Source organism: Streptomyces aculeolatus (assembly GCF_020400605.1).
GTDB lineage: Bacteria > Actinomycetota > Actinomycetes > Streptomycetales > Streptomycetaceae > Streptomyces > Streptomyces aculeolatus.
Genome location: NZ_JAINRD010000013.1, coordinates 1 through 18539 on the forward strand (window position 1 = coordinate 1; position 18539 = coordinate 18539).

The 18539-nt window shown below is 72.4% G+C and carries 18 protein-coding genes, 1 tRNA gene and 1 pseudogene; 13 read left to right on the top strand and 7 right to left on the bottom strand.

Annotated elements, in window-relative coordinates:
- Positions 1 to 65 precede the first annotated feature (65 nt).
- On the bottom strand, positions 66 to 1001 hold the full coding sequence (sigJ, locus tag LG396_RS21320) for an RNA polymerase sigma factor SigJ (protein WP_037743779.1): 936 nt from the start codon (positions 999 to 1001) through the stop codon (positions 66 to 68).
- A gap of 156 nt (positions 1002 to 1157) precedes the next feature.
- Between sigJ and LG396_RS21325 the strand changes: the two genes are divergently transcribed.
- Positions 1158 to 3335, top strand: coding sequence for an MMPL family transporter (locus LG396_RS21325; protein ID WP_225795972.1), 2178 nt, complete (start codon positions 1158 to 1160; stop codon positions 3333 to 3335).
- A gap of 184 nt (positions 3336 to 3519) precedes the next feature.
- Here the strand turns inward: LG396_RS21325 and LG396_RS21330 are convergent, their stop codons facing one another.
- Complete coding sequence (locus LG396_RS21330; RefSeq protein ID WP_225795973.1) at positions 3520 to 4299, bottom strand: FadR/GntR family transcriptional regulator; 780 nt, start codon at positions 4297 to 4299, stop codon at positions 3520 to 3522.
- Positions 4300 to 4392: 93 nt separating this feature from the next.
- Here LG396_RS21330 and LG396_RS21335 point away from each other — a divergent pair, with 93 nt between their 5' ends.
- The 5 genes from LG396_RS21335 (at position 4393) to LG396_RS21355 (ending at position 7729) form a co-directional block, all read left to right on the top strand.
- A complete protein-coding gene (locus tag LG396_RS21335; protein WP_051102945.1) occupies positions 4393 to 4956 on the top strand; it encodes a gluconokinase in 564 nt (187 codons plus the stop codon).
- 268 nt (positions 4957 to 5224) lie between these two features.
- Complete coding sequence (locus LG396_RS21340) at positions 5225 to 6631, top strand: GntP family permease (protein ID WP_018844509.1); 1407 nt, start codon at positions 5225 to 5227, stop codon at positions 6629 to 6631.
- A 185-nt stretch (positions 6632 to 6816) separates the two neighbouring features.
- Positions 6817 to 6889 (top strand) — tRNA-Glu (locus LG396_RS21345).
- A 286-nt stretch (positions 6890 to 7175) separates the two neighbouring features.
- The gene (locus tag LG396_RS21350; protein ID WP_027745963.1) at positions 7176 to 7466 is read left to right on the top strand and encodes a type II toxin-antitoxin system Phd/YefM family antitoxin; all 291 of its coding nucleotides are present in this window, start codon (positions 7176 to 7178) and stop codon (positions 7464 to 7466) included.
- On the top strand, positions 7463 to 7729 hold the full coding sequence (locus tag LG396_RS21355) for a Txe/YoeB family addiction module toxin (RefSeq protein ID WP_037743788.1): 267 nt from the start codon (positions 7463 to 7465) through the stop codon (positions 7727 to 7729). Before LG396_RS21350 ends, LG396_RS21355 begins: the two co-directional genes overlap by 4 nt.
- A gap of 147 nt (positions 7730 to 7876) precedes the next feature.
- Here LG396_RS21355 and LG396_RS21360 read toward each other — a convergent pair whose 3' ends face one another.
- Together LG396_RS21360 and LG396_RS21365 are read right to left on the bottom strand one after the other, a co-directional pair.
- Positions 7877 to 8458 carry a GNAT family N-acetyltransferase gene (locus tag LG396_RS21360; protein WP_225795974.1) on the bottom strand — a complete coding sequence of 194 codons (582 nt, stop codon included), beginning with the start codon at positions 8456 to 8458 and terminating at the stop codon, positions 7877 to 7879.
- Positions 8451 to 9001 (bottom strand): annotated as a pseudogene (locus LG396_RS21365) (flavoprotein). Before LG396_RS21365 ends, LG396_RS21360 begins: the two are co-directional and overlap by 8 nt.
- A gap of 440 nt (positions 9002 to 9441) precedes the next feature.
- Here LG396_RS21365 and LG396_RS21370 point away from each other — a divergent pair.
- Positions 9442 to 9828 carry a recombinase family protein gene (locus tag LG396_RS21370; RefSeq protein ID WP_225795975.1) on the top strand — a complete coding sequence of 129 codons (387 nt, stop codon included), beginning with the start codon at positions 9442 to 9444 and terminating at the stop codon, positions 9826 to 9828.
- 162 nt (positions 9829 to 9990) lie between these two features.
- Here the strand turns inward: LG396_RS21370 and LG396_RS21375 are convergent, their stop codons facing one another.
- Positions 9991 to 11385 (bottom strand): cytochrome P450, encoded by a 1395-nt coding sequence (locus LG396_RS21375; protein WP_225795976.1) that lies wholly within the window; start codon positions 11383 to 11385, stop codon positions 9991 to 9993.
- Positions 11386 to 11487: 102 nt separating this feature from the next.
- On the opposite strand from LG396_RS21375, the gene LG396_RS21380 reads away from it, so the two are divergent.
- The 4 genes from LG396_RS21380 to LG396_RS21395 all read left to right on the top strand — a co-directional run bounded on the left by LG396_RS21380 (position 11488) and on the right by LG396_RS21395 (position 14289).
- Positions 11488 to 12282 (top strand): SAM-dependent methyltransferase, encoded by a 795-nt coding sequence (locus LG396_RS21380; RefSeq protein WP_225795977.1) that lies wholly within the window; start codon positions 11488 to 11490, stop codon positions 12280 to 12282.
- 45 nt (positions 12283 to 12327) lie between these two features.
- Complete coding sequence (locus LG396_RS21385) at positions 12328 to 13005, top strand: class I SAM-dependent methyltransferase (RefSeq protein ID WP_225795978.1); 678 nt, start codon at positions 12328 to 12330, stop codon at positions 13003 to 13005.
- A gap of 111 nt (positions 13006 to 13116) precedes the next feature.
- Positions 13117 to 13635, top strand: coding sequence for a DinB family protein (locus tag LG396_RS21390; protein ID WP_225795979.1), 519 nt, complete (start codon positions 13117 to 13119; stop codon positions 13633 to 13635).
- A 72-nt stretch (positions 13636 to 13707) separates the two neighbouring features.
- Complete coding sequence (locus tag LG396_RS21395) at positions 13708 to 14289, top strand: hypothetical protein (RefSeq protein WP_225795980.1); 582 nt, start codon at positions 13708 to 13710, stop codon at positions 14287 to 14289.
- Between the two features lie 79 nt (positions 14290 to 14368).
- Here LG396_RS21395 and LG396_RS21400 read toward each other — a convergent pair whose 3' ends face one another.
- The gene (locus LG396_RS21400) at positions 14369 to 15538 is read right to left on the bottom strand and encodes a polyprenyl synthetase family protein (protein WP_225795981.1); all 1170 of its coding nucleotides are present in this window, start codon (positions 15536 to 15538) and stop codon (positions 14369 to 14371) included.
- A 419-nt stretch (positions 15539 to 15957) separates the two neighbouring features.
- Here LG396_RS21400 and LG396_RS21405 point away from each other — a divergent pair, with 419 nt between their 5' ends.
- Positions 15958 to 16344 carry a peptidase inhibitor family I36 protein gene (locus LG396_RS21405; protein WP_018839214.1) on the top strand — a complete coding sequence of 129 codons (387 nt, stop codon included), beginning with the start codon at positions 15958 to 15960 and terminating at the stop codon, positions 16342 to 16344.
- A 96-nt stretch (positions 16345 to 16440) separates the two neighbouring features.
- A complete protein-coding gene (locus LG396_RS21410) occupies positions 16441 to 17208 on the top strand; it encodes a hypothetical protein (protein WP_225795982.1) in 768 nt (255 codons plus the stop codon).
- A gap of 15 nt (positions 17209 to 17223) precedes the next feature.
- Here the strand turns inward: LG396_RS21410 and LG396_RS21415 are convergent, their stop codons facing one another.
- Entirely contained in the window at positions 17224 to 18258 is a 1035-nt protein-coding gene (locus LG396_RS21415) for a LacI family DNA-binding transcriptional regulator (RefSeq protein ID WP_018839212.1), read from the bottom strand.
- Between the last annotated feature and the right edge of the window lie 281 nt (positions 18259 to 18539).

The following is an 18539-nucleotide window of genomic DNA, read 5'->3' on the forward strand; positions in this document are numbered from 1 at the left end:
CCGCGCCGGCGGGGGGGGGGGCCGCCCCCGGGGGGGGGGGCGCCCGTCCGGCGGCCGCACCCGGCTCAGTCCAGGTCCGGGACCTTCGCCAGCTTGTCCGGGTTGCGCATGATGTCGATCGCCGTGATCCGCCCCGCGTCGACCGTGAGCGACAGCACCGCGAGCTGCCCGGTCCCGGCCCGGATCGCCAGCCCCGGCACGCCGTTGACCTCGACCGGCCGGATGCTCAGCGGCCCCACCTTGCCCGCGTACGTGATGATCATCTGCGCCACCCGCGCCGCCTCGCGCTCCGTGCGCTGCAGCGTGACGACCTTGCCGCCGCCGTCGCCGCGCAGCACCACGTCCGGGTCGAGCAGCGCGATCAGCCCCGGCAGGTCGCCGTCCTGGCACGCCGCGGTGAACGCCTCCACCACCTTCTGCTGCTCCGCCACCGTCGCCGGCGTCCGCGGCCGGCCGTCCTCCACCTGCCGCCGCGCCCGCGACGCCAACTGCCGTACCGCCGCCGGCGACCGGCCGACGACCTCGGCGATCTCCGGGAACGGGACGCTGAACACGTCGTGCAGCACGAACGCGGTCCGCTCGGCCGGCGACAGCCGCTCCAGCACCACGAGCAGCGCCATGCTCACCGACTCGTCCAACGTCACCCGGTCCACCGGGTCGTGCGAGCGGTCCGCGACCAGCGGCTCCGGCAGCCACGTGCCCACGTACTGCTCGCGCCGAGCCCGCGCGCTGCTCAGGGCGTCCAGCGCCAGCCGGCTGACCGTCGTCGTCAGCCAGGCGCCCAGGTCCCGCACGGAACCGGGGTCGTCGAGCCGCCGCAGCCGCAGCCACGCGTCCTGCACGCAGTCCTCGGCCTCCACCAGGGAGCCGGTCATCGTGTACGCCACGCGCAGCAGCCGCGGCCTGTTGGCCTCGAAGGAGCGCGCGAGCTGCTCCTCGGCGTCCCGCGAGGCGCCTTGTCCGGCGTCCGGACCGGTGTCCCGTGCGTCCCGTTTCGTCATTGCCCCGTCCCGTTCAGACGAATGGCCGGTCACGTGGCGACACGGCCCGGTTCCGGCGAGTATCCATGTCACACCCCGGGGGGCTGCGTCGTCAACAGGCTACGGAAGCCCGGGGCCCACCCCGGGGACGCTTGACGACCCTCCGGGGAAGAGATCATGACGATTACCGATGACCGAGAAGAGACCGCGGAACCGCCGGTGCAAAAGGGCGTGTTCGTCCGGGTCGGCGGCTTCGCCCACCGCCGCAAGTGGATCGCCCTGGCCCTGTGGGTGGCGGTGCTGGCCGGCGTGTGGGGCATCGCCACCGCGGTCGGCGACTCCTACAAGAACGACACCTCCCTCCCCGGCACCGAGGCGCAGGCGGCCGCCGACCTGCTGAAGGAGCACGGCGCGGAGCGGGCGGCGGACACCATCGACATCGTCCTGCACGACCGGGGCGGGGTGGACGGCGTGCGTGAGCGCGTCGACCCGATGCTCGCGGAGGTCGCGGAGCTGCCCAACGTCGGCGACGTACAGAGCCTTTACGACAACCCGACCGCGATAGCCGAGGACGGCACGATCGGCTACGCCACCGTGCGACTCGAGGTGGCGTCCGACGACATGCCGCTGGAGGACACGGAACGCATCGTCGACGCCGCGCAGGAGATCGAGGGCCAGGGGCTCCAGGTCGAACTGGGCGGTGACGCGGTCCGGCTGCTCGCGGAGGGCGAGACCGGCACCGGGGAGATGGTCGGGCTGGTGGCCGCGCTGGTCATCCTGGTGCTGATGTTCGGCACGTTCATCGCCGCCGGCCTGCCCATCGTGATCGCCCTCTTCGCGGTCGGCTCGACGGTCGGCGTCATCGTCCTGGCGTCGCACCTCTTCACCATCGCGTCCTGGACCCCGCCGATCATGTTCCTCGTCGGCCTCGGCGTCGGCATCGACTACGCGCTGCTGATCTTCGCCCGCTACCGCGCCGAGCTGGTGCGCGGCGCCGAGCCGGAACGGGCCACCGTCACGGCCATGGACGCCGCCGGCCGCTCGGTGTTCTTCGCCGGCTGCACCGTCATCCTGGCGCTGCTCGGCCTCACCGCCCTCGGGCTCGGCTCGATCCAGGGCATGGCGCTGTCGGTGGCGCTGACCGTACTGATGACGATGCTCGCCGCGCTGACCCTGCTGCCCGCGCTGCTCGGCATCTTCGGCAACCGCTTCGCCCGCCAGTTCACCAAGCGGGCGGAGAAGCGCAGGGCCAAGGGCAAGTCCGCGGACGGCGAGGGCTGGCGGAAGCTCGCGGCGGCGGTGCAGAAGCGTCCGCTGGCCGCCCTGCTGGGCGCCGCGATCCTCCTCGGCGCGCTCGCCTTCCCGGCACTGGGCATCCGCCTCGGCTTCAACGACGCCGGCAACGACCCCGACGACTCCACCAGCCGGCAGGCGTACGACCTGCTCTCCGACGGGTTCGGCCCCGGGTTCAACGGCCCGCTGCTGGTCGTCACCGAGGGCGGCGGCGGCAGCAGCGCGGAAGACGCTGCGGCGGCGGTGTCCTCCGCGCTGCGCGGCACCGAGGGCGTCGCGGCCACCGCGCCCGCGACGGCCACCCCGGACGGCGAGGCCGCGACCGTCCTCGTCTTCCCCACCACCTCGCCGCAGGACGAGGAGACCACGGAGCTCGTCGGCACGCTGCGCGACGACGTGCTGCCGGGGCTGACCGAGGACAACGGGGCGGAGTACCTCGTCGGCGGGGCCACGGCGGCATCCGAGGACTACGCCGGCAAACTCGGCGACCGGATGCCGCTGTTCATGATCATCGTGGTGGGGTTGTCCATCGTCCTGCTGATGGCGGTGTTCCGCTCGGTGCTCATCCCGCTGAAGGCCGCGTTCCTGAACCTGCTCAGCATCGGCGCCGCGCTCGGCGCGATGAAGCTGGTCTTCCAGGACGGTGCGCTCGGCTTCGAGGGCGGCCCCATCGAGGCGTACGTGCCGGTGATGATCTTCGCGATCGTCTTCGGCCTCTCGATGGACTACGAGATCTTCCTGATCTCCCGGATGCACGAGGAATGGGTCAACTCGGAGGACCGGGACCCGTCGCGCGCCGTACGGGAGGGGCTGGCCCATACCGGCTCGGTGATCACGGCGGCCGGTTCGATCATGATCGTGATCTTCGCGGCCTTCGTCCTCAGCCCGACCCGGCTGCTGCAACAGGCGGGCTTCGCCTTCGCGGTGGCGATCTTCGTCGACGCGGTCATCATCCGGTGCATGGTGGTGCCGGCGGCGATGGAGCTGATGGGCAAGCGCGCGTGGTGGATGCCGGCGCCGCTGGCGCGGATCCTGCCGAAGGTGGAGCTGGAGAAGCACTGAGCGGCCTCCGGCCGGGGGAGCCGGCCGGGCCGCGGAAGGGCCTCGCGGGTCGTCGACGGACGACCGGCGGGGCTCTTTGCCGTAGGCGGACAGGGGCGCCATGTGCGTACGGGCGGACGGCACCCGGCGCGTACGGGAACCGGCGTCACCCGGGGCGTACGCGGGACGCGTGCCGTCGGCCCGCTCACCCCTTGCGCGTGCGCGGCTCCCACAGCGGCAGCATCGCGTGCCGCACCTCCGCCAGCAACTCCCGCATCCCGGTCTCCGCGTCCCGCGGCCGGCCGCCCGCGACCGCGTCCGCGACCGCCTCGTGCAGGTCGAGGGCCGCGGGCTCGGGGTGGTGGGGCATGAGGCCGAGTTGGGTACGGCCCTGGAGCACGACGGCGACGACGTCGGCGAGCGCGCCGAACATCTCGTTGCCGCTGGCCTGGAGCAGCAGGGTGTGGAAGGCGATGTCCGCCTCCAGGAAGCGGTCGAGGTCGCCGGCCTCGCCGAGTGCGCGGAGGGTGGCGGCGATCCCGACCGCCCGTTCCCGCTCGGCGGCGGAGGCGCTGCGGGCGGCGGCCCCGGCGGCGAGCGGCTCGACGGCGATGCGGAGTTCGGTCAGCGAGCGGAGCTGGGCGTTGCGGCCGGGACCGGAGAGGCGCCACCAGATGACGCGGGGGTCGTAGACGTTCCACGAGGCGCGGGGCTGGACGGTGATGCCGACGCGGCGGCGCGAGCGGACCAGGCCCATGGACTCCAGGATCCGCATGGTCTCGCGGGCGACGGTGCGGGAGACGCCGAAGCGCTCGCGGATCTGCTCCAGCGTGAGCACGTGGCCCTCGGGCAGGGCGTCGCCGGTGATCTCCTCGCCGATGGTGTCGAGGACGGAGCTGTGCAGGACGGCGGCGTCGGTGGCGGGGGGCGGCGGGGACGCTGCGGCGTGCTCGCGCTTCCCATGGCCGACGCCCCGTAGCTCCACCGCTGAAGAGTATCCCGGACGGGACCCTTCCCCGGTTTCGGCCATTGGTGCTACCTTTCCCAGCGATTGGTAACACCATTCTAGGGAGGCTTCATGTCACCGCCTTCTACGCACCGGTTGATCACCTCGGGCACCCACACCGGGCTCGTGGTCATGGGCGTCTCCGGCGCCGGCAAGAGCACCGTCGCCCGGCTGCTGGCCGACCGGCTCGGCTGGGCGCTCGCGGAGGCCGACGACTTCCACCCCGCCAGGAACATCGAGAAGATGCGCGCCGGCACCCCCCTCACCGACGCCGACCGCCGGCCCTGGCTGCGGGCCATCGCCGGGTGGCTGGCGGCGTGGGCGGACGCCGGCGAGAACGCGATCGTCACGTGCTCCGCGCTCAAGCGCGCCTACCGCGACGTCCTGCGCGACGCCGGCCCGCGGGTCCGCTTCGTCCACCTGCACGGCGACCACGACACCCTGGCCCGCCGACTGGGCGGCAGGTCCGGCCACTTCATGCCGCCGGCGCTGCTCGACTCGCAGTTGGCGGACCTGGAGCCGCTGGCGGCGGACGAGGACGGGGTGGTGGTGGACATCGGGGGGACGCCGGAGGAGGTGGCAGCCGAGGCGCTGCGCCGCCTGGGCCCGGCCGTGACCGCCACCCCGGGCCCGTAACGCGTCACGCCACGCGGTCCACGCACTCGCGCCGCGGGTCCCCGCCCGCACCCGGCCCGTAGCAGCCCGACGCCTCCCACCCTCCCCGCACTCACGACACCCCACCCGCTCTCCACCCGATCCCCGCCCGCAACCCCGTCCCCGTACCCGAGAAGCGCCTCCCTCCCTCCCCGGACCCACCACACCCACCCGCTCTCCGCCTGCTGCTCCCACCCCTTCCCCGACCACAACCCCGTCCCCGTACCCGAGAAGCGATGGAGCTTTTCCGATGACGACGGTGCATCTGGCCCAAGAGGTCGAAGACTGGACCCAGACGATGTCCGCGGGCCCGCTGCTCGCGATAGCCGGCGCGGCCGTGGCCGTGCTCCTCTTCATGGTGATCTACCTGCGCATCCACGCCTTCCTCGCGCTGGTCACCATCAGCATCCTCACCGCCTTCGCCGCCGGCATCCCGGCCGCCCAGGTGGTCCCCGTGGCGACCGAGGGCTTCGGCTCGACGCTCGCAAGCGTCGCGCTGCTCGTCGGCCTCGGCGCGATGCTGGGCCGGCTGGTGGAGGTCAGCGGCGGCGCGCAGAGCCTCGCGGACGCCATGATCCGGAAGTTCGGCGAGGACCGCGCCCCGTTCGCGCTCGGCCTCGCGTCGCTGATCTTCGGCTTCCCGATCTTCTTCGACGCCGGCCTCGTCGTGATGCTGCCGATCGTCTTCACCATCGCCCGCCGCCTCGGCGGCGGCGTCCTGCGCTACGGGCTGCCGGCCGCCGGCGCGTTCTCCGTCATGCACGTCTTCGTGCCGCCGCACCCGGGCCCCGTCGCCGCGACCGAACTGCTGGGCGCGGACGTGGGGCTCGTCGTGGCGATCGGCGTGGTGATGGCCATCCCGATCTGGTACGTCACCAGCTACCTCTACGGCCTGTGGATCGGCGAGAAGATCGTCCTGGCGGTGCCGGACATCCTCACCGGCGGCCCGCAGGAGGACAAGCAGCCCGAGCCGCCGAGCGCGTCCACCGTCATCGGGCTGCTCATGCTCCCGCTGGTGCTGATCTTCGCCAACACCGGCCTGGACACGGCCCGCGCGGCGGGCTGGGTGGAGGACACGGAGTCCTGGTACAACGTCGCCCGCGCCCTCGGCTCGACACCGGTGGCGCTGCTGCTGACGGTCTTCGTCGCGTCGTACGTCCTGGGCACGCGCCGCGGCAAGGGCGTGGAGATGATCGAGAAGCTCGTCGACTCCGCGCTCGGCCCGGTCTGCGCGATCATCCTCATCACCGGCGCCGGCGGCATGTTCGGCGGCGTACTGCGCGCCAGCGGCATCGGCGACGCCCTCGCCGACGCCATGAGCGACCTGGGCCTGCCGGTCATCGTCGTCGCGTACGTCGTCGCCACCGCCCTCCGCATCGCCCAGGGCTCCGCGACGGTCGCCCTGACGACGGCCGCGGGGCTGATCCAGCCGGTGGTCCTGGACGCGGACTACAACGCGGTGCAGCTCGCGGCGATCGTCCTGGCCACGGCGGCGGGGTCGGTCACGGCCAGCCACGTGAACGACTCGGGATTCTGGCTGGTGGGGCGGTTCTTCAACATGGACGTGAAGACGACGCTGAAGACCTGGACGGTGATGGAGACGACGATCGGCCTCTCGGCCTTCGGCCTGGCCTCGCTCCTCTTCGTCATCGCCTGACACCGCGCCCCCCCCGGCCGGGACCCGCGGCACGCCTCCCGGCCGGGGGTGCGCCGCGGCTCCCGGCCGGGCCCGCCGGCCGGGCTCGGGGCACCGGAAGGAATCGTTTTGGCGATCTCCCCCGCCATCCCATATCCTGCTGGAGCCCCCGAGCGCGGCTCAACCAGCGCCCCGGCGGGCCGTCGGCCCTCATCGTCTAGTGGCCCAGGACGCCGCCCTTTCAAGGCGGTAGCACGGGTTCGAATCCCGTTGGGGGCACCCACTCTTCGCCCCTCCGAACTGCGAGAATGCGGTCGGAGGGGGGGTCGTGCTGACGTGTCAGCACGGCTGTGCTGACACGAGGCTTCCGTGACCCAGGGCCCGGCGGTGGAGAGCATCCCCCGGCCCCGTGGCCGATACAGTGCTGGCTTCCGGCTCCGGAGAAGGTCGTCGCGATGTCCTGGCGGGACTGACGAACCATGCGAGCCGTTCAGCCATAGTCCTCATCGATCGCGTGACACCGACGGCATCCGTCGCTCTCCCCGCTGCACTCCTGTACGTTATCGTGTACGTCGTGAAGACAATGAGTGTCACTGAGCTGCGCGCCGCCCTCGCCGACGCCCTCGATGCGGTCGAGCAGGACGCCGAGGAACTGGTCATCACCCGGGCCGGTCACGAGCCGATGGTCGTCGTCTCGCTCGCCGAGTACGAGGCACTGAAGGAGACCGACTACCTGCTGCGGTCGCCCGCGATGGCCGAGCGTCTGCGCAGGTCGATCGAGCAGGATCGCGCGGGCCATGGCACGGTCCGCGAGTTGGTCGACTCCGGCGACGAGGCCGGACAGGGCGCCGCGTGAAGGTTCTCTTCCTCGATGACGGCTGGGAAGACTACCTGTGGTGGCAGGCGAACGATCGCAAGCTTCTGAAACGGATCAACCAGCTCATCGCCGACATCGACCGCAACGGCCACGAGGGGATCGGCAAGCCCGAGCCGCTACGGAGCGACCTCTCCGGCTACTGGTCACGGCGCATCAACTCCGAGCACCGGCTGGTGTACCGCATCGACGAGGACGACACCGTCCACGTCGTGGCATGCCGCTTCCACTACGAACGCAGATGAGGACGCGCCGCCCGTAGACACCGCCCCCACCGGGCGCGGCTCACGGCGGATCCAGCCACCACACGCCTCGCAAGCCCTCATTCGCGACAGCAATGGTCCGCCACTCCGTGCTGACGGGCACCCACACACCAAGGCCCTGACCAGCATCTACGCGGTCGGGGCCGTGCCGTCGGCAGCCGGTGGCCGCAGTCGCAGAACCACGGCCTCGTACACGGGGGCGGCACTCCCCGGCTGGGACCTGCCGAGCTTCCGGTACCCCCACGACTCGTACGCGGCCCGAGCAGGCGCCGCCCCGGGCTCGGGCCGCACGGTAAGCGCCACCCGCTCCACGGCCAGCCCTGCGAGGAGAGCGGCATGCAACCGCCGGGCGACCCCCTGCCGCCGCCAGGGCTTGCGGACGGCCAGCTCGACCACGGCGAAGGTGCGCTGCCCGTCCTCGGCGGCGAACGCGGCCGGCGGCGGCCGGAGGAGGTTGCGCCACCAGCCGGTGTCCGGCGGCGGGCGGAAGCCGTAGCCGAAGCCGACGACCTCGCCACCGGCGACGGCCAGCGCCACGCGGAAGCCCGGCCGCCCGGCGTGGACGGCGAACAGCCCGGCGAAACCGGCGATGTCCTCGGGCCCCTCGCGGTACGGCGGCTCGACGTAGATCTCCCGGTACGCGGGCAGGAACGCCTCAAGCGTCTCCGCGGCGGCACCCCCGTCGAAACACCGCACCGTCACCTCATCCATGCGGCTCCCTCCGCGCGGCCCTCGCCGTCGCGTCCAGGGCCCGGTCCCAGGGAAAGCCCGCCGCGTTTCCGTGGCGCGGTGGGTGAGGCTCGTACCCCTCCGGGCCGTCCAGGTACACCACACCCTGCGACCGCAGCGTCTCCACCGCACGCGCGACCGCCGGCTGGGCGCCCTGTGCCTGGTTGAAGTAGGGCATGGCCAGCACCGGAACGCCCATGTGCACGCCCTCCGACACAAGGCCGAGGGCCAGTGTGTCCGCGATCCCCGCGCCCCACTTGCACAACGACGTGCAGGACAGGGGAGCCACCAGCATCGCGTCGCACTTCGGAAGCGCGTCCCTCTCGCCCGGCAGCTTGTACTGCGACCGGACGGGGTGCCCCGTCAGCGCCGCGAGTTCGGCAACCCGCGGCCCCCACCAGCGGGCCGCCGACGGCGTCAGGACCAGGCACGTGTCCCACCCTCCGCCTGGGCGGCGCGCACTCCGTCATCGACATGCTCGGTCGGACCGGCGGCACATGCGATCAGGTACAGGACGCGGGTCATGCCTGGAGTCCACACCGCCCCGCCAGCGCACACAACCGTGCTCCCGGCCGGGGCGTCGCTCCCAGCAGGTTCTTCACCAGACTCACCGTTTCCGGGCGGCCCTCGACTTCCTCGGGTGCCAGCGTGTCCGCTTTGAGCAACTCATTCGCGGCCTCGTCCTTCCGCCGTGTCAGGAGCGACGCGTGTGCAGGGCGATGTGGTGCCTGGCCCGCCGCTCCCGGGACATGTCCGCGACCGCCGACGGCTCCAACCCCGCGGCGGTGTCCAGCGCGGACCACCCGTCCTCGAACCTCCCAGGGGCCTCCGGCGGCCGATCCCCGCAGTGTCCATGGTGGCCCCCTGCGACAAGGCACACACTCTGTGTGCCCCTCATTGGTATACCGCGTCCTACCTTCTGAGCACCCGAACTTGACCGAAGGGCTGTGATGATGCCTGAGGGTATGGCAACGCCGCCGATTGCCGCCTACATCTACGACCGGTGCGCCACGTTGGCGACCGCCGCACTGGACGAGCGCATAGAGCGCTGCCGCCGCTACGCCGTCGAGCACGGCTGGGTGGTTGCCGGGGAGTGGGTGGACCGTGCGCTCACGAACTGGCCGCGCCCGCGGTGGCAAGGCATGGCGCACGCAATGCGGCGGGCCGCCACCGGCAGGGTGTGCCTCGTCGACTCGTGGGAACGCATCAGCCGGGAGCGGGACGGGTCCGCGGTCCTCCGGCGGGCCGTCCATCTGGCCGGCGGGTACTGCGTCACCGCGGCCGGCGAGGACGACTTGGGCCAGGGCCGGATGTACGTCGCCGCCCCGCCGGCGTCGAAGGGGCGGCCGTGAGCACCAAGGGCCGTACCTCGATGGAGGACCACCTGTCTGCCATGTTCCCACCCGCGGACGCCACTTCCGCCCCCGGCTGCGGGCGGTGTGCCGAACTGGTCGCCGCACGGGCCGCGGCCCGTGCGGTGGGGGACCTGTCTGCCGTCAGTGATGCCAATGTCCTTATTCGGAGGTACGCCCACTGAACCCGTGCCCCCGGCCGGGGCAGCGGGGGGTGAGGGTCATGCGGATGTCTTCTGCGGCCCAGAGGACGAAGCGTTCCACCGGTGTCACCGTCTGGTCCGGTGTCAGCGTGAGGTCGAACCGTTTCAGTACGACCGCCAGGGCCAGTTTCGCCTCGACCAGGGCCAGTGCCGCGCCCTCGCAGCTCCGCGGGCCGATGCCGAACGGGATGTAGGCGAGGCGGTGGCGGGTCGCGGAGGCTTCCGGGGTGAAGCGGTCCGGGTCGAAGCGGGTCGGGTCCGGCCAGTGGGCGGGGTTCATGTGGACGGCCCAGAACGGGTAGAAGACCGTCGTGCCGGCGGGGAGGGTGTAGTCGCCGAGGCGGAGTTCCGCGGTGGTCTCGCGGGCGCCGTACGGGCCCGGTGGGTACAGGCGCATCGCCTCGCGGAGGACCGTGTCCAGATAGCGGAGTTGCTTCAGGTCGGCGTACGTGGGCGTGGCGCGGTCGCCCAGGACCCGGTCCAGTTCGGCGGCGGCGCGCTCCGCGGCCGAGGGGTGCTGCGCGAGCAGGTAGAGCGCCCAGGAGATCGCCACACCCGTCGTGTGCTGGGCGGCCATCATCGTCATCAGCACCGTGTCGCGTATCCGCGCCGGCGACTCGCCCGCCGCGACCAGCGCCGCGATCATGTCGCTGTGGTCCGCCTCCGCCGCGGGGCCGCGCTCCTCGTGGGCGGCGAGCACTCCGTCCACGGTCGTACGCAGATACGCCAGCGCCCGGTCCGACCGGGCGCGGCGCTCCTCCGCCGGGCCGGCCACGTCCACCTGGTACAGCCGCGCCAGGTAGTCGGTGAGCAGGTCCTCGAACGCCGACACGACCCGCCCCGCGGACTCCTCGGACGCCAGGCCGCTGCCCAGGGCGAACTCGCAGACCATCTGCAGCGACAGCCTGCTCAGGTCCTTCTGCAGTTCCACGGGCCCGTGCGCCGACCGCTCCGCCCACCGGTCGGCCATCGCCGCCGTCAGGGCGGCGAACTGCGCGAAGTGCGCCTCGTGCGCGGGCCGTCCGGCCAGCACCGACAGCATCACGCGCCGCCAGGGCCCGTGTTCCGCCGCCGGGAGCGTCTGGAGGTTGCCCGACTCCTGGAGGGGCGCCAGGAACTCGAAGAGCTTCTCCGGCCGCTTGTCGATCTCCGCGGTGGCCTCCAGCAGCACGGGATCGGCGACCGACACCGCCATGTCCGCGCCCGGTAAGGGGAACCGCACCAGGGGGCCGTACTCGGCGTGCAGCATCAGTTGATAGTTGTGCAGCCCGCCCGCCGCCGTGATCGCCTTGACGCCGTCGCTCTCGCTCGCGGCGGACGGCCCGGGAATCCGCTCGATGCCGTGGTCCGGCATGGCACTCCTCCTCCGTCGGTGGGCCACATGGTTCCACGTACCCGCCGACGGGGCAGGAGGCCCGGGCCGTACTACTGTGGCGCACGTCGAGAGGAGCGCAGTGTGACACCGGACGGTTTCCGTTTCGAGGAGATCGACGTCAGCAGGCCGCATCCCGCGCGGATCTACGACTACCTGCTGGGCGGCAAGGACAACTACGAGGTCGACCGCCGGGCCGGCGAGCAACTCGTCGCCGCCGCGCCCGAGGCGCGGATCGGCCTGCGCGCCAACCGCGCGTTCCTCCAGCGCGCCGTCCGCCACGTCGTCGGCAGCGGCATCCGCCAGATCCTCGACATCGGTACGGGCCTGCCCACCGCCCCGAACGTGCACGAGACCGCCCAGGAGACCGCGCCGGACACGCGCGTCGTCTACGTCGACAACGACCCCATCGTCCGCGCCCACGCCGACGCGCTGCTGAGCAAGGCCGGCGCGACGAGCATCGTGCAGGCCGACGTCCGCGACCCGCGGTCCATCCTGGACCACCCCGACGTCCGCCGGGTCCTCGACTTCGACGAGCCCGTCGCGGTGTTCCTGGTGGCGGTGCTCCACTTCCTCACCGACGCCGACGGGCCCCGGCAGGTCGTCGCCACCCTGCGCGACGCGCTGCCGTCCGGCAGCTACCTGGTGCTCTCCCACGCCACCGGCGACTTCGCCGACCGCACCGACGCGCAGGCCGTCTACAACAAGGCCACCGCGGGCCTGAACCTGCGCCCGTACGCGGAGATCGAGCCGTTCTTCGACGGCTTCGGCCTCGTCGAACCCGGCCTGGTGCAGGTCCCGTTCTGGCGCCCGGACACCCCGCCGCCGGCGCGGTACGAGGAGATCGGCATCTACGCGGGCGTCGGACGCAAGGACTGACGGCCGCCGGGCGCCGGTGTCAGACCCCTGCCCTACGTTGGCGGGATGCGCGCTGACACCCCCCGTATCGACCGCCCGGCAGACCTCGACGCCGTCCGCACCTCCTATGACCGAGTGGCAGACAGCTACGTCCACTTGATGCAGACGACGGGCATGGCCGACATCCGCCGCTACCCCTGGCTCAAGGCCGCGCTCGACGTGTTCGCCGACGCCGTGGGCGACTCCGGGCCCGTCCTCGACGTCGGCTGCGGACCGGGCCAGGTGACCGCGTACCTCGCCGAACGTGGTCTTGACGCCTCCGGCGTGGACCTCTCGCCCGGCATGATCGAGCACGCCCGCCGGCTGCACCCGCAGTGCCGCTTCGGCGTCTCCTCCGCGACCGACCTCGAACTCGCCGACGGGTCGCTGGGCGGGGTGCTCGGGTGGTGGTCGCTGTTCAACCTGCCGCGGGACGTCCTGCCGCAGGTGCTCGGGCTGTTCGCGCGGGCGCTGAAGCCGGGCGGGCACTTCCTCACCGGAACGCATGTGGGGGAGGGGGATCTGCTCCGGACGGAGGCGTACGGCACGGAGGGCGTGCGCTGGACGACGCACAGGTGGCGGCCGGAGGAGTTCGCGGCGTTGATCGAGGGGGCGGGGCTGCGGGTGGTCGCGGAGCTGCGGCTGCCGGGGGACGGGCAGACGGGGCCGGGGGTGGTGGTGATGGCGAGGAAGCCCGAGGCGTGACGGGCGCCCGCCGGGCCGGAGGCCTGACCGGCGCACCGAACCCCGGCCCGGCCCGGCCCCCGGCTAAAACACGTCGAAAACTCGCCACCGTCCGCGCTAACGTCCGCAACCATGTCGCGAACCTTCGAACGTCCTCCCCTCCTCGCCGATGAACGCACCTCCCTCACCGGCTGGCTCGAACTCCAGCGCAAGATCCTCCGGTGGAAGTGCGACGGCCTGAGCGAGGAGGACGCCCGCCGCTCCGTCATCCCGACCTCGCCGCTCATGACCATGGCCGGGCTCATGGTCCATGCGCGCTGGGTCGAGCACACCTGGCTCGACGTCCTGTTCCTCGGCGGGGACAGCACGCCGAACCCGTCCTTCGACGAGTCCGCGGCCGAGGACGCCGACTGGTTCACCGACGGCGCCACCCTCGCGCAGGTGCTCGCGGACTACGAGGCCCAGTGCGTCCACAGCGACGAGATCATCGCCGGGGCCTCCCTCGACGACGTCGCCCGCCACCCCGGCTTCCCGCGGAGCCAGGGGAACCTGCGCTGGATCCTCACCCACCTCATCGAGGAGACCGCGCGGCACGCCGGGCACGCGGACATCGTGCGCGAGCTGATCGACGGCAAGCAGGGCTATTACTGAGCGGGAGCGGGTGACCTGCCTCTTCTTCCGTATCAGGGCCGGTGTCAGTCCCGCTCACTAGGCTCCTGCCGCATGACCATGATCTTCGACGTCTTCACCGAGGCGACCCGCGGCACCACACTTTCCGGGACGGTGCAGTACCGCGACCCCGACAACTACGGGTTCAACCAGGGACCCGCTTTCGGGCTGCAGCTCATCATGGAGGGCTGGACCGAGCGCGGCGACTTCGGTCCCGCGTCCGTGTCGCCCGCGATGGAGGCCGAGTTCAAGGAGCTGTACGAGCTGTACTTCGGCCCGAAGGCGCGCGTGGACAAAGAGGGGTATCTGCTTCAGGACGGCTCCACCGAGGTGCGGATACCGCGCGTGAAAGCGGCGGAGTTCTACAAAGGCCGCCTCGACCCGTACGGCGGGCGGGGTTTCTCGGACGGCGTCCACTACCTCGACCTGATGCCGGAGCCCGGCGCGTTCGCGCGCCGTACGGAGGAGATCATCGTCTCCTGGGAGATCGCCGAGGACGACACCTACGAAATAGAGGAGGACGGCGGGACGGCCGCCTCCTTCACCCTCGAAGTGAGCGACAAGCGGTATCTGGAGCACTTCCGCAAGAACGCCTTCTTCCAGACCACGTTCACGGGCCACCTGCCCGAGGCGTAGATAGTCCCGGCCAGTTGCTCCCGCGCCCTCGTCCCCGACCGACCCGGGGACGAGGGCGCGGTGTCCGCAGAGGACGGCGTCAGTGGTCGCGGTACGCGACCTGGACCGCCATCTCCCCCAGCCGCTCCCGCCAGCCCGGTGCCAGCGGCGCGCTCTCCAGCGCCTCGCGGGCCGTCGCCACCAACTCGTCGATGCGGCTTTCCACTTCCTCCCGCATCCCCGACGCCAGCAGCGCCCCGTGGAGGCGGTCCGCGTCCCAGTTCTGGCCGTCCGCGACCAGGCGCGCCACCTCGGCGTCCTTCGTCGCCGCCAGGGCGAGCAGCAGGTTCATCTTGTGCTCGCTGATGTCGAGGCCCGCGGGCTTGCCCGTGACCTCCGGGTCGCCGAAGGCGTCGAGGAGGTCGTCGCGGAGCTGGAACGCCTCGCCCGCCGCCACGCCGTACGCCTCGAAGACCTCGTTCAGGTCGTCGCGGCCCGCGATCGTCGCGCCCAGGGACAGGGGGCGGTGGATCGTGTACTGGCCCGACTTGCAGATGGCGACGTAGCGCGCCAGAGCCGGGTCGGGGGCGAGTTCCGCCGCCAGGGACATGTCGAGCTGCTGGCCGAGGATCATCTCGGTGCCGAGGTGGTTCCACACCCGGCGCGCCGGGCCGGACAGGGCCTCCACGGCGGTGTGGGCGTAGCCGTACGCGAGGTCGCCGGCGATGATCGCCGCGCCCTCGCCGTAGCGGCGGGCCTCGCCGGCCCAGCCGTGGTCGGCGTGGATGCCGGCGTGCTTCATGTGGGCGGTCGAAAGGCCGCGGCGGGTGGGGGCGTTGTCCATGACGTCGTCGTGGATCAGGGCGAAGGCGTGCAGCAGTTCCAGCGCGGCGCCGGCCGAGACGACAGCGTCCTCCGCCTGCGAGCCGTCGAGTGCGCCGCCGGCGGCGAGGTAGCCGCTGATGCAGAACGTCGGGCGCAGCCGCTTGCCGCCGGCCCCGACCAGGTGGGCGATCGCGTCTATCGGCCGCGTCATCCGGGCGTCGACGTCGCCCCACGTCTTGCGCTCGGCCGCGAGTAAGTCCTCGATGCGGGCCGAGACGCGGGTGAGGAGCCTGACCGTGGACACGGCCAGCTCCGCCGAGTCCGCTGCCGGGTCCCCTGCCAGGCCCGCCGCCAAGTCTGCTGAGTCCGCCGCCGGGTCCACCTCGGTCCCCGGTTGCCCCGGGTCCGCCGGTGTGCGGAAAGACGGGTTCTCCTCCGCGGTCATGACCGGATCGACCTCCCCCACAGGCCAGTACCACCATCCGTGCGCTGCGTTCATTATCGGCCTGACGCCTTGTGCCGCACTGGAGTCCGAATTGGCTCCGACTTGGGATCCCCAGGCGGGCGAACCGGGGTGGGCCGCCAAGTCGGCGCCAAGCGGTTGGACAGTCCGTCTGCATACGCTCCGGCAGTCTCCTCGTCGAGTCTCCTCGTCGAGTCGCCCGGGCAGAGGCCACGTTGACGCCCGGGGATGAATGCTCCAAACTCGGTGCGTACCATCAGATCTCGGACTGTCGGCCGCAGCGACCGTCCGAGGAGAACCGAGCGGCGTGCGCCGCCGCTCCTGGTTGGCTCCCCCGCCGCCCCGGGTCACCCGTGGGCGGCGGGGTGTTGTTCAGGTTCTGCCCCCCACCGAGGAGAGAGATGACCAAGAAGCTGTACGCGGCCCTCGTCACCACCGCCGCGGCCGCCGCCGCCCTGCTGGCCGCCCCGGGCGCGTCCGCCCAGGCGGTGGCCGACGGCTACGACCGCTGTCCGGCGGAGCACTACTGCCTGTTCTCCGGCCTCGACGGCACCGGCGACATGGTCGCCCTCAAGGACGACACCCCGAACCTGGCCGCGGTCGGGATGGACGACCGCGCCAAGTCGGACTGGAACCGCACGGGTTACTGGATCAACCTGTGGTCCGACGCCGACTACGCCGGCTGCATGGCCGTCACCAGCCCCGGCGGCAAGGGCAACTTCTTCTCGTCCTTCCAGGACTTCTTCAGCTCGGTCGAGGTCGACGAGCCCAACGGCATGTCCTGCTGACGAAGCCGCACGCGCCGGGCCCGCCCCTCCGGGCCCGCCGCCCCCCGGTTCGCCGTTCGGGGACCCGTCCCGGCGCCGGCCCGCTAGCGTCTCCGTATGGCGTTCTGGCGGCGTGACCGCAAGGGGAAGAACCCGGGCAGCGGCACCGGCGGTACGGGCGGCTCCGGCCGCTCCGGCGGCATCTCGGTCAACGTGGTCGACCCCCGCAGGCCCGGTCCGGCCGACCGGCCAGGGCTGCTGCTCGGCGACCGGCAGCTCCCGCGGATCACGGTCTCCAGCTTCACCGACCGGCTCACCGCACACGCCCGTTCGCAGCATCCCCCCGGCACCGGACAGGTGGCCGTCGTCATGCAGCACCGCTCGTTCGCGGAGGACGACGGTGTGATCTTCATGGGCTTCGCCGGCCGCCCCGGGATCGTCGTCCGGATGACGCCGCGGCTGCGCGCCGACCTGTACGACCTGGGCGAGGCGATCGCCGCCGACGGCGGGGTGCTGTACCTCGACGCGCACGAGGGGTTCCTGCGCGCCACGCTCGTGCTGCCCGCCATGACGGTCGACCTGGACACCGGGATGCTGCTCCGGGAGGGCAACGTCCAGGAGTTCCTCGCCGCCGCGTACGCGACCGAGACCGTCGAACTGCACGTCCAGCACACCACCCACGACCGGCTGCTGAACTACACGTGCGCCGCCCCCGGCATCCGGGCCGTGCTCGACGAGGGCTTCGACCTCTACACCCAGCCCCCGCCGGCCGACCTGCGTGCCGCCCTGCTCGCGGTCAACGACCGCCTGAACCCGGCCGTGCGCCTGCCGCTCCGGGTCACGGGCAACGCCGACCTCGCCCTCGCGTGCCTGGTCGACGTCTGACGCGCCGCCGCCGGCTCACTCCGGCCCGTAGCGCAGGACGTGCGTGGGCAGGACGGTGCGCCGCGGGGGCCGGGCGGCGGCGGGGCCGCCGTTGATGCGGTCGATGAGGAGCCGCGCGGCCTGCCGGCCCATCTCGTCGGCGTCGTACGACACGATGGTCAGCGGCATCCCGAGGACGTCGGCGAGGTCGAAGTCGTCGAACCCGGCGAGCGCGACGGGCAGTTCGAGGGCGCGGACCGCGCGGATGGCGCCCTGGGTGAGGCGGTTGTTGGTGCAGAAGAGGGCGGTGGGGGCGGTTCCGGTGCCCGCGGGCCCCGCCGGCGCCAGCAGCCCCAGCGCCGCCTGCTCCGCCGTCGCCACGTCCGCCGGCCCGCGCCGCACGAGCCGGTCGTCGGGCTCCAGGCCGGCGTCCTCGTGGGCGGCGCGGTAGCCGCGGTAGCGCTCGGCGCCGGTGTGGATGGCCGGCGGGTTGCCGAGGAACCCGATCCGGCGGTGGCCCGCGGCGATCAGGCGGGCGGTGGCGTCGCGGGCGCCGCCGAAGTCGTCGACGAGGACGCAGTCCGCCTCCATGCCGGACGGCGGCCGGGAGGCCAGCACCACGGGCATGTCGCGCAGCGCCGCGGGTGTGAGGTGGCTGTGGCTGCCGCCCGCCGGGACCACGATCATGCCAGCGACCTGCCGCGACGCCAGGTCCTCCACCAGCCCGCGCTCGCGGTCCAGCTGCTCGCCGGTGTTGCTGAGCAGCATGCTGAGCCCGTGCTCGGAGGCGACTTCCTGGACGCCGAGCGCGAGCCGCGAGTAGAAGGGGTTGGCGAGGTTGGTGACGATCAGCCCGATCATGCCGCTGCCGCCCAGGCGCAGGCTGCGCGCGGTCGCGTTGAGCCGGTAGCCGAGGTCGTCGACGGCGGTGAGGACGCGCCGCCGGGTGTCCTCGCTGACGCGGGTGTCGCGCTTCAGCACCCGCGACACCGTCATGGTGCTGACCCCGGCGCGGTTGGCGACGTCACGCATCGTCGGTGCCCCGGCGTCGCCCGGTCGCTGCTGGGACATGCCCGTTCCCTCCACCCGCTCCGCGGTCCTTCGCGACCGCGAAACCGCCAATTCTAGGGTCCGGCTTCGATCTCGCGTCGTTCGCCCGAAGGGCGGGTGGCGCGGCGTCTGGTGCGTGCGATCGCAAGGCGGAGGGCCGACCGCATAGTGGGCCTATTCGGTCGATCCCGACAACGCGGCGAGCGTGCGTGCCCGGGGGTCGCGCCGCAGGCGGGAGGTTGAAGACAGACCCCGGGGGACGCTCCGCGGGTGCGGGGCCGGGGTGCCCGGAGCGGGGGTTC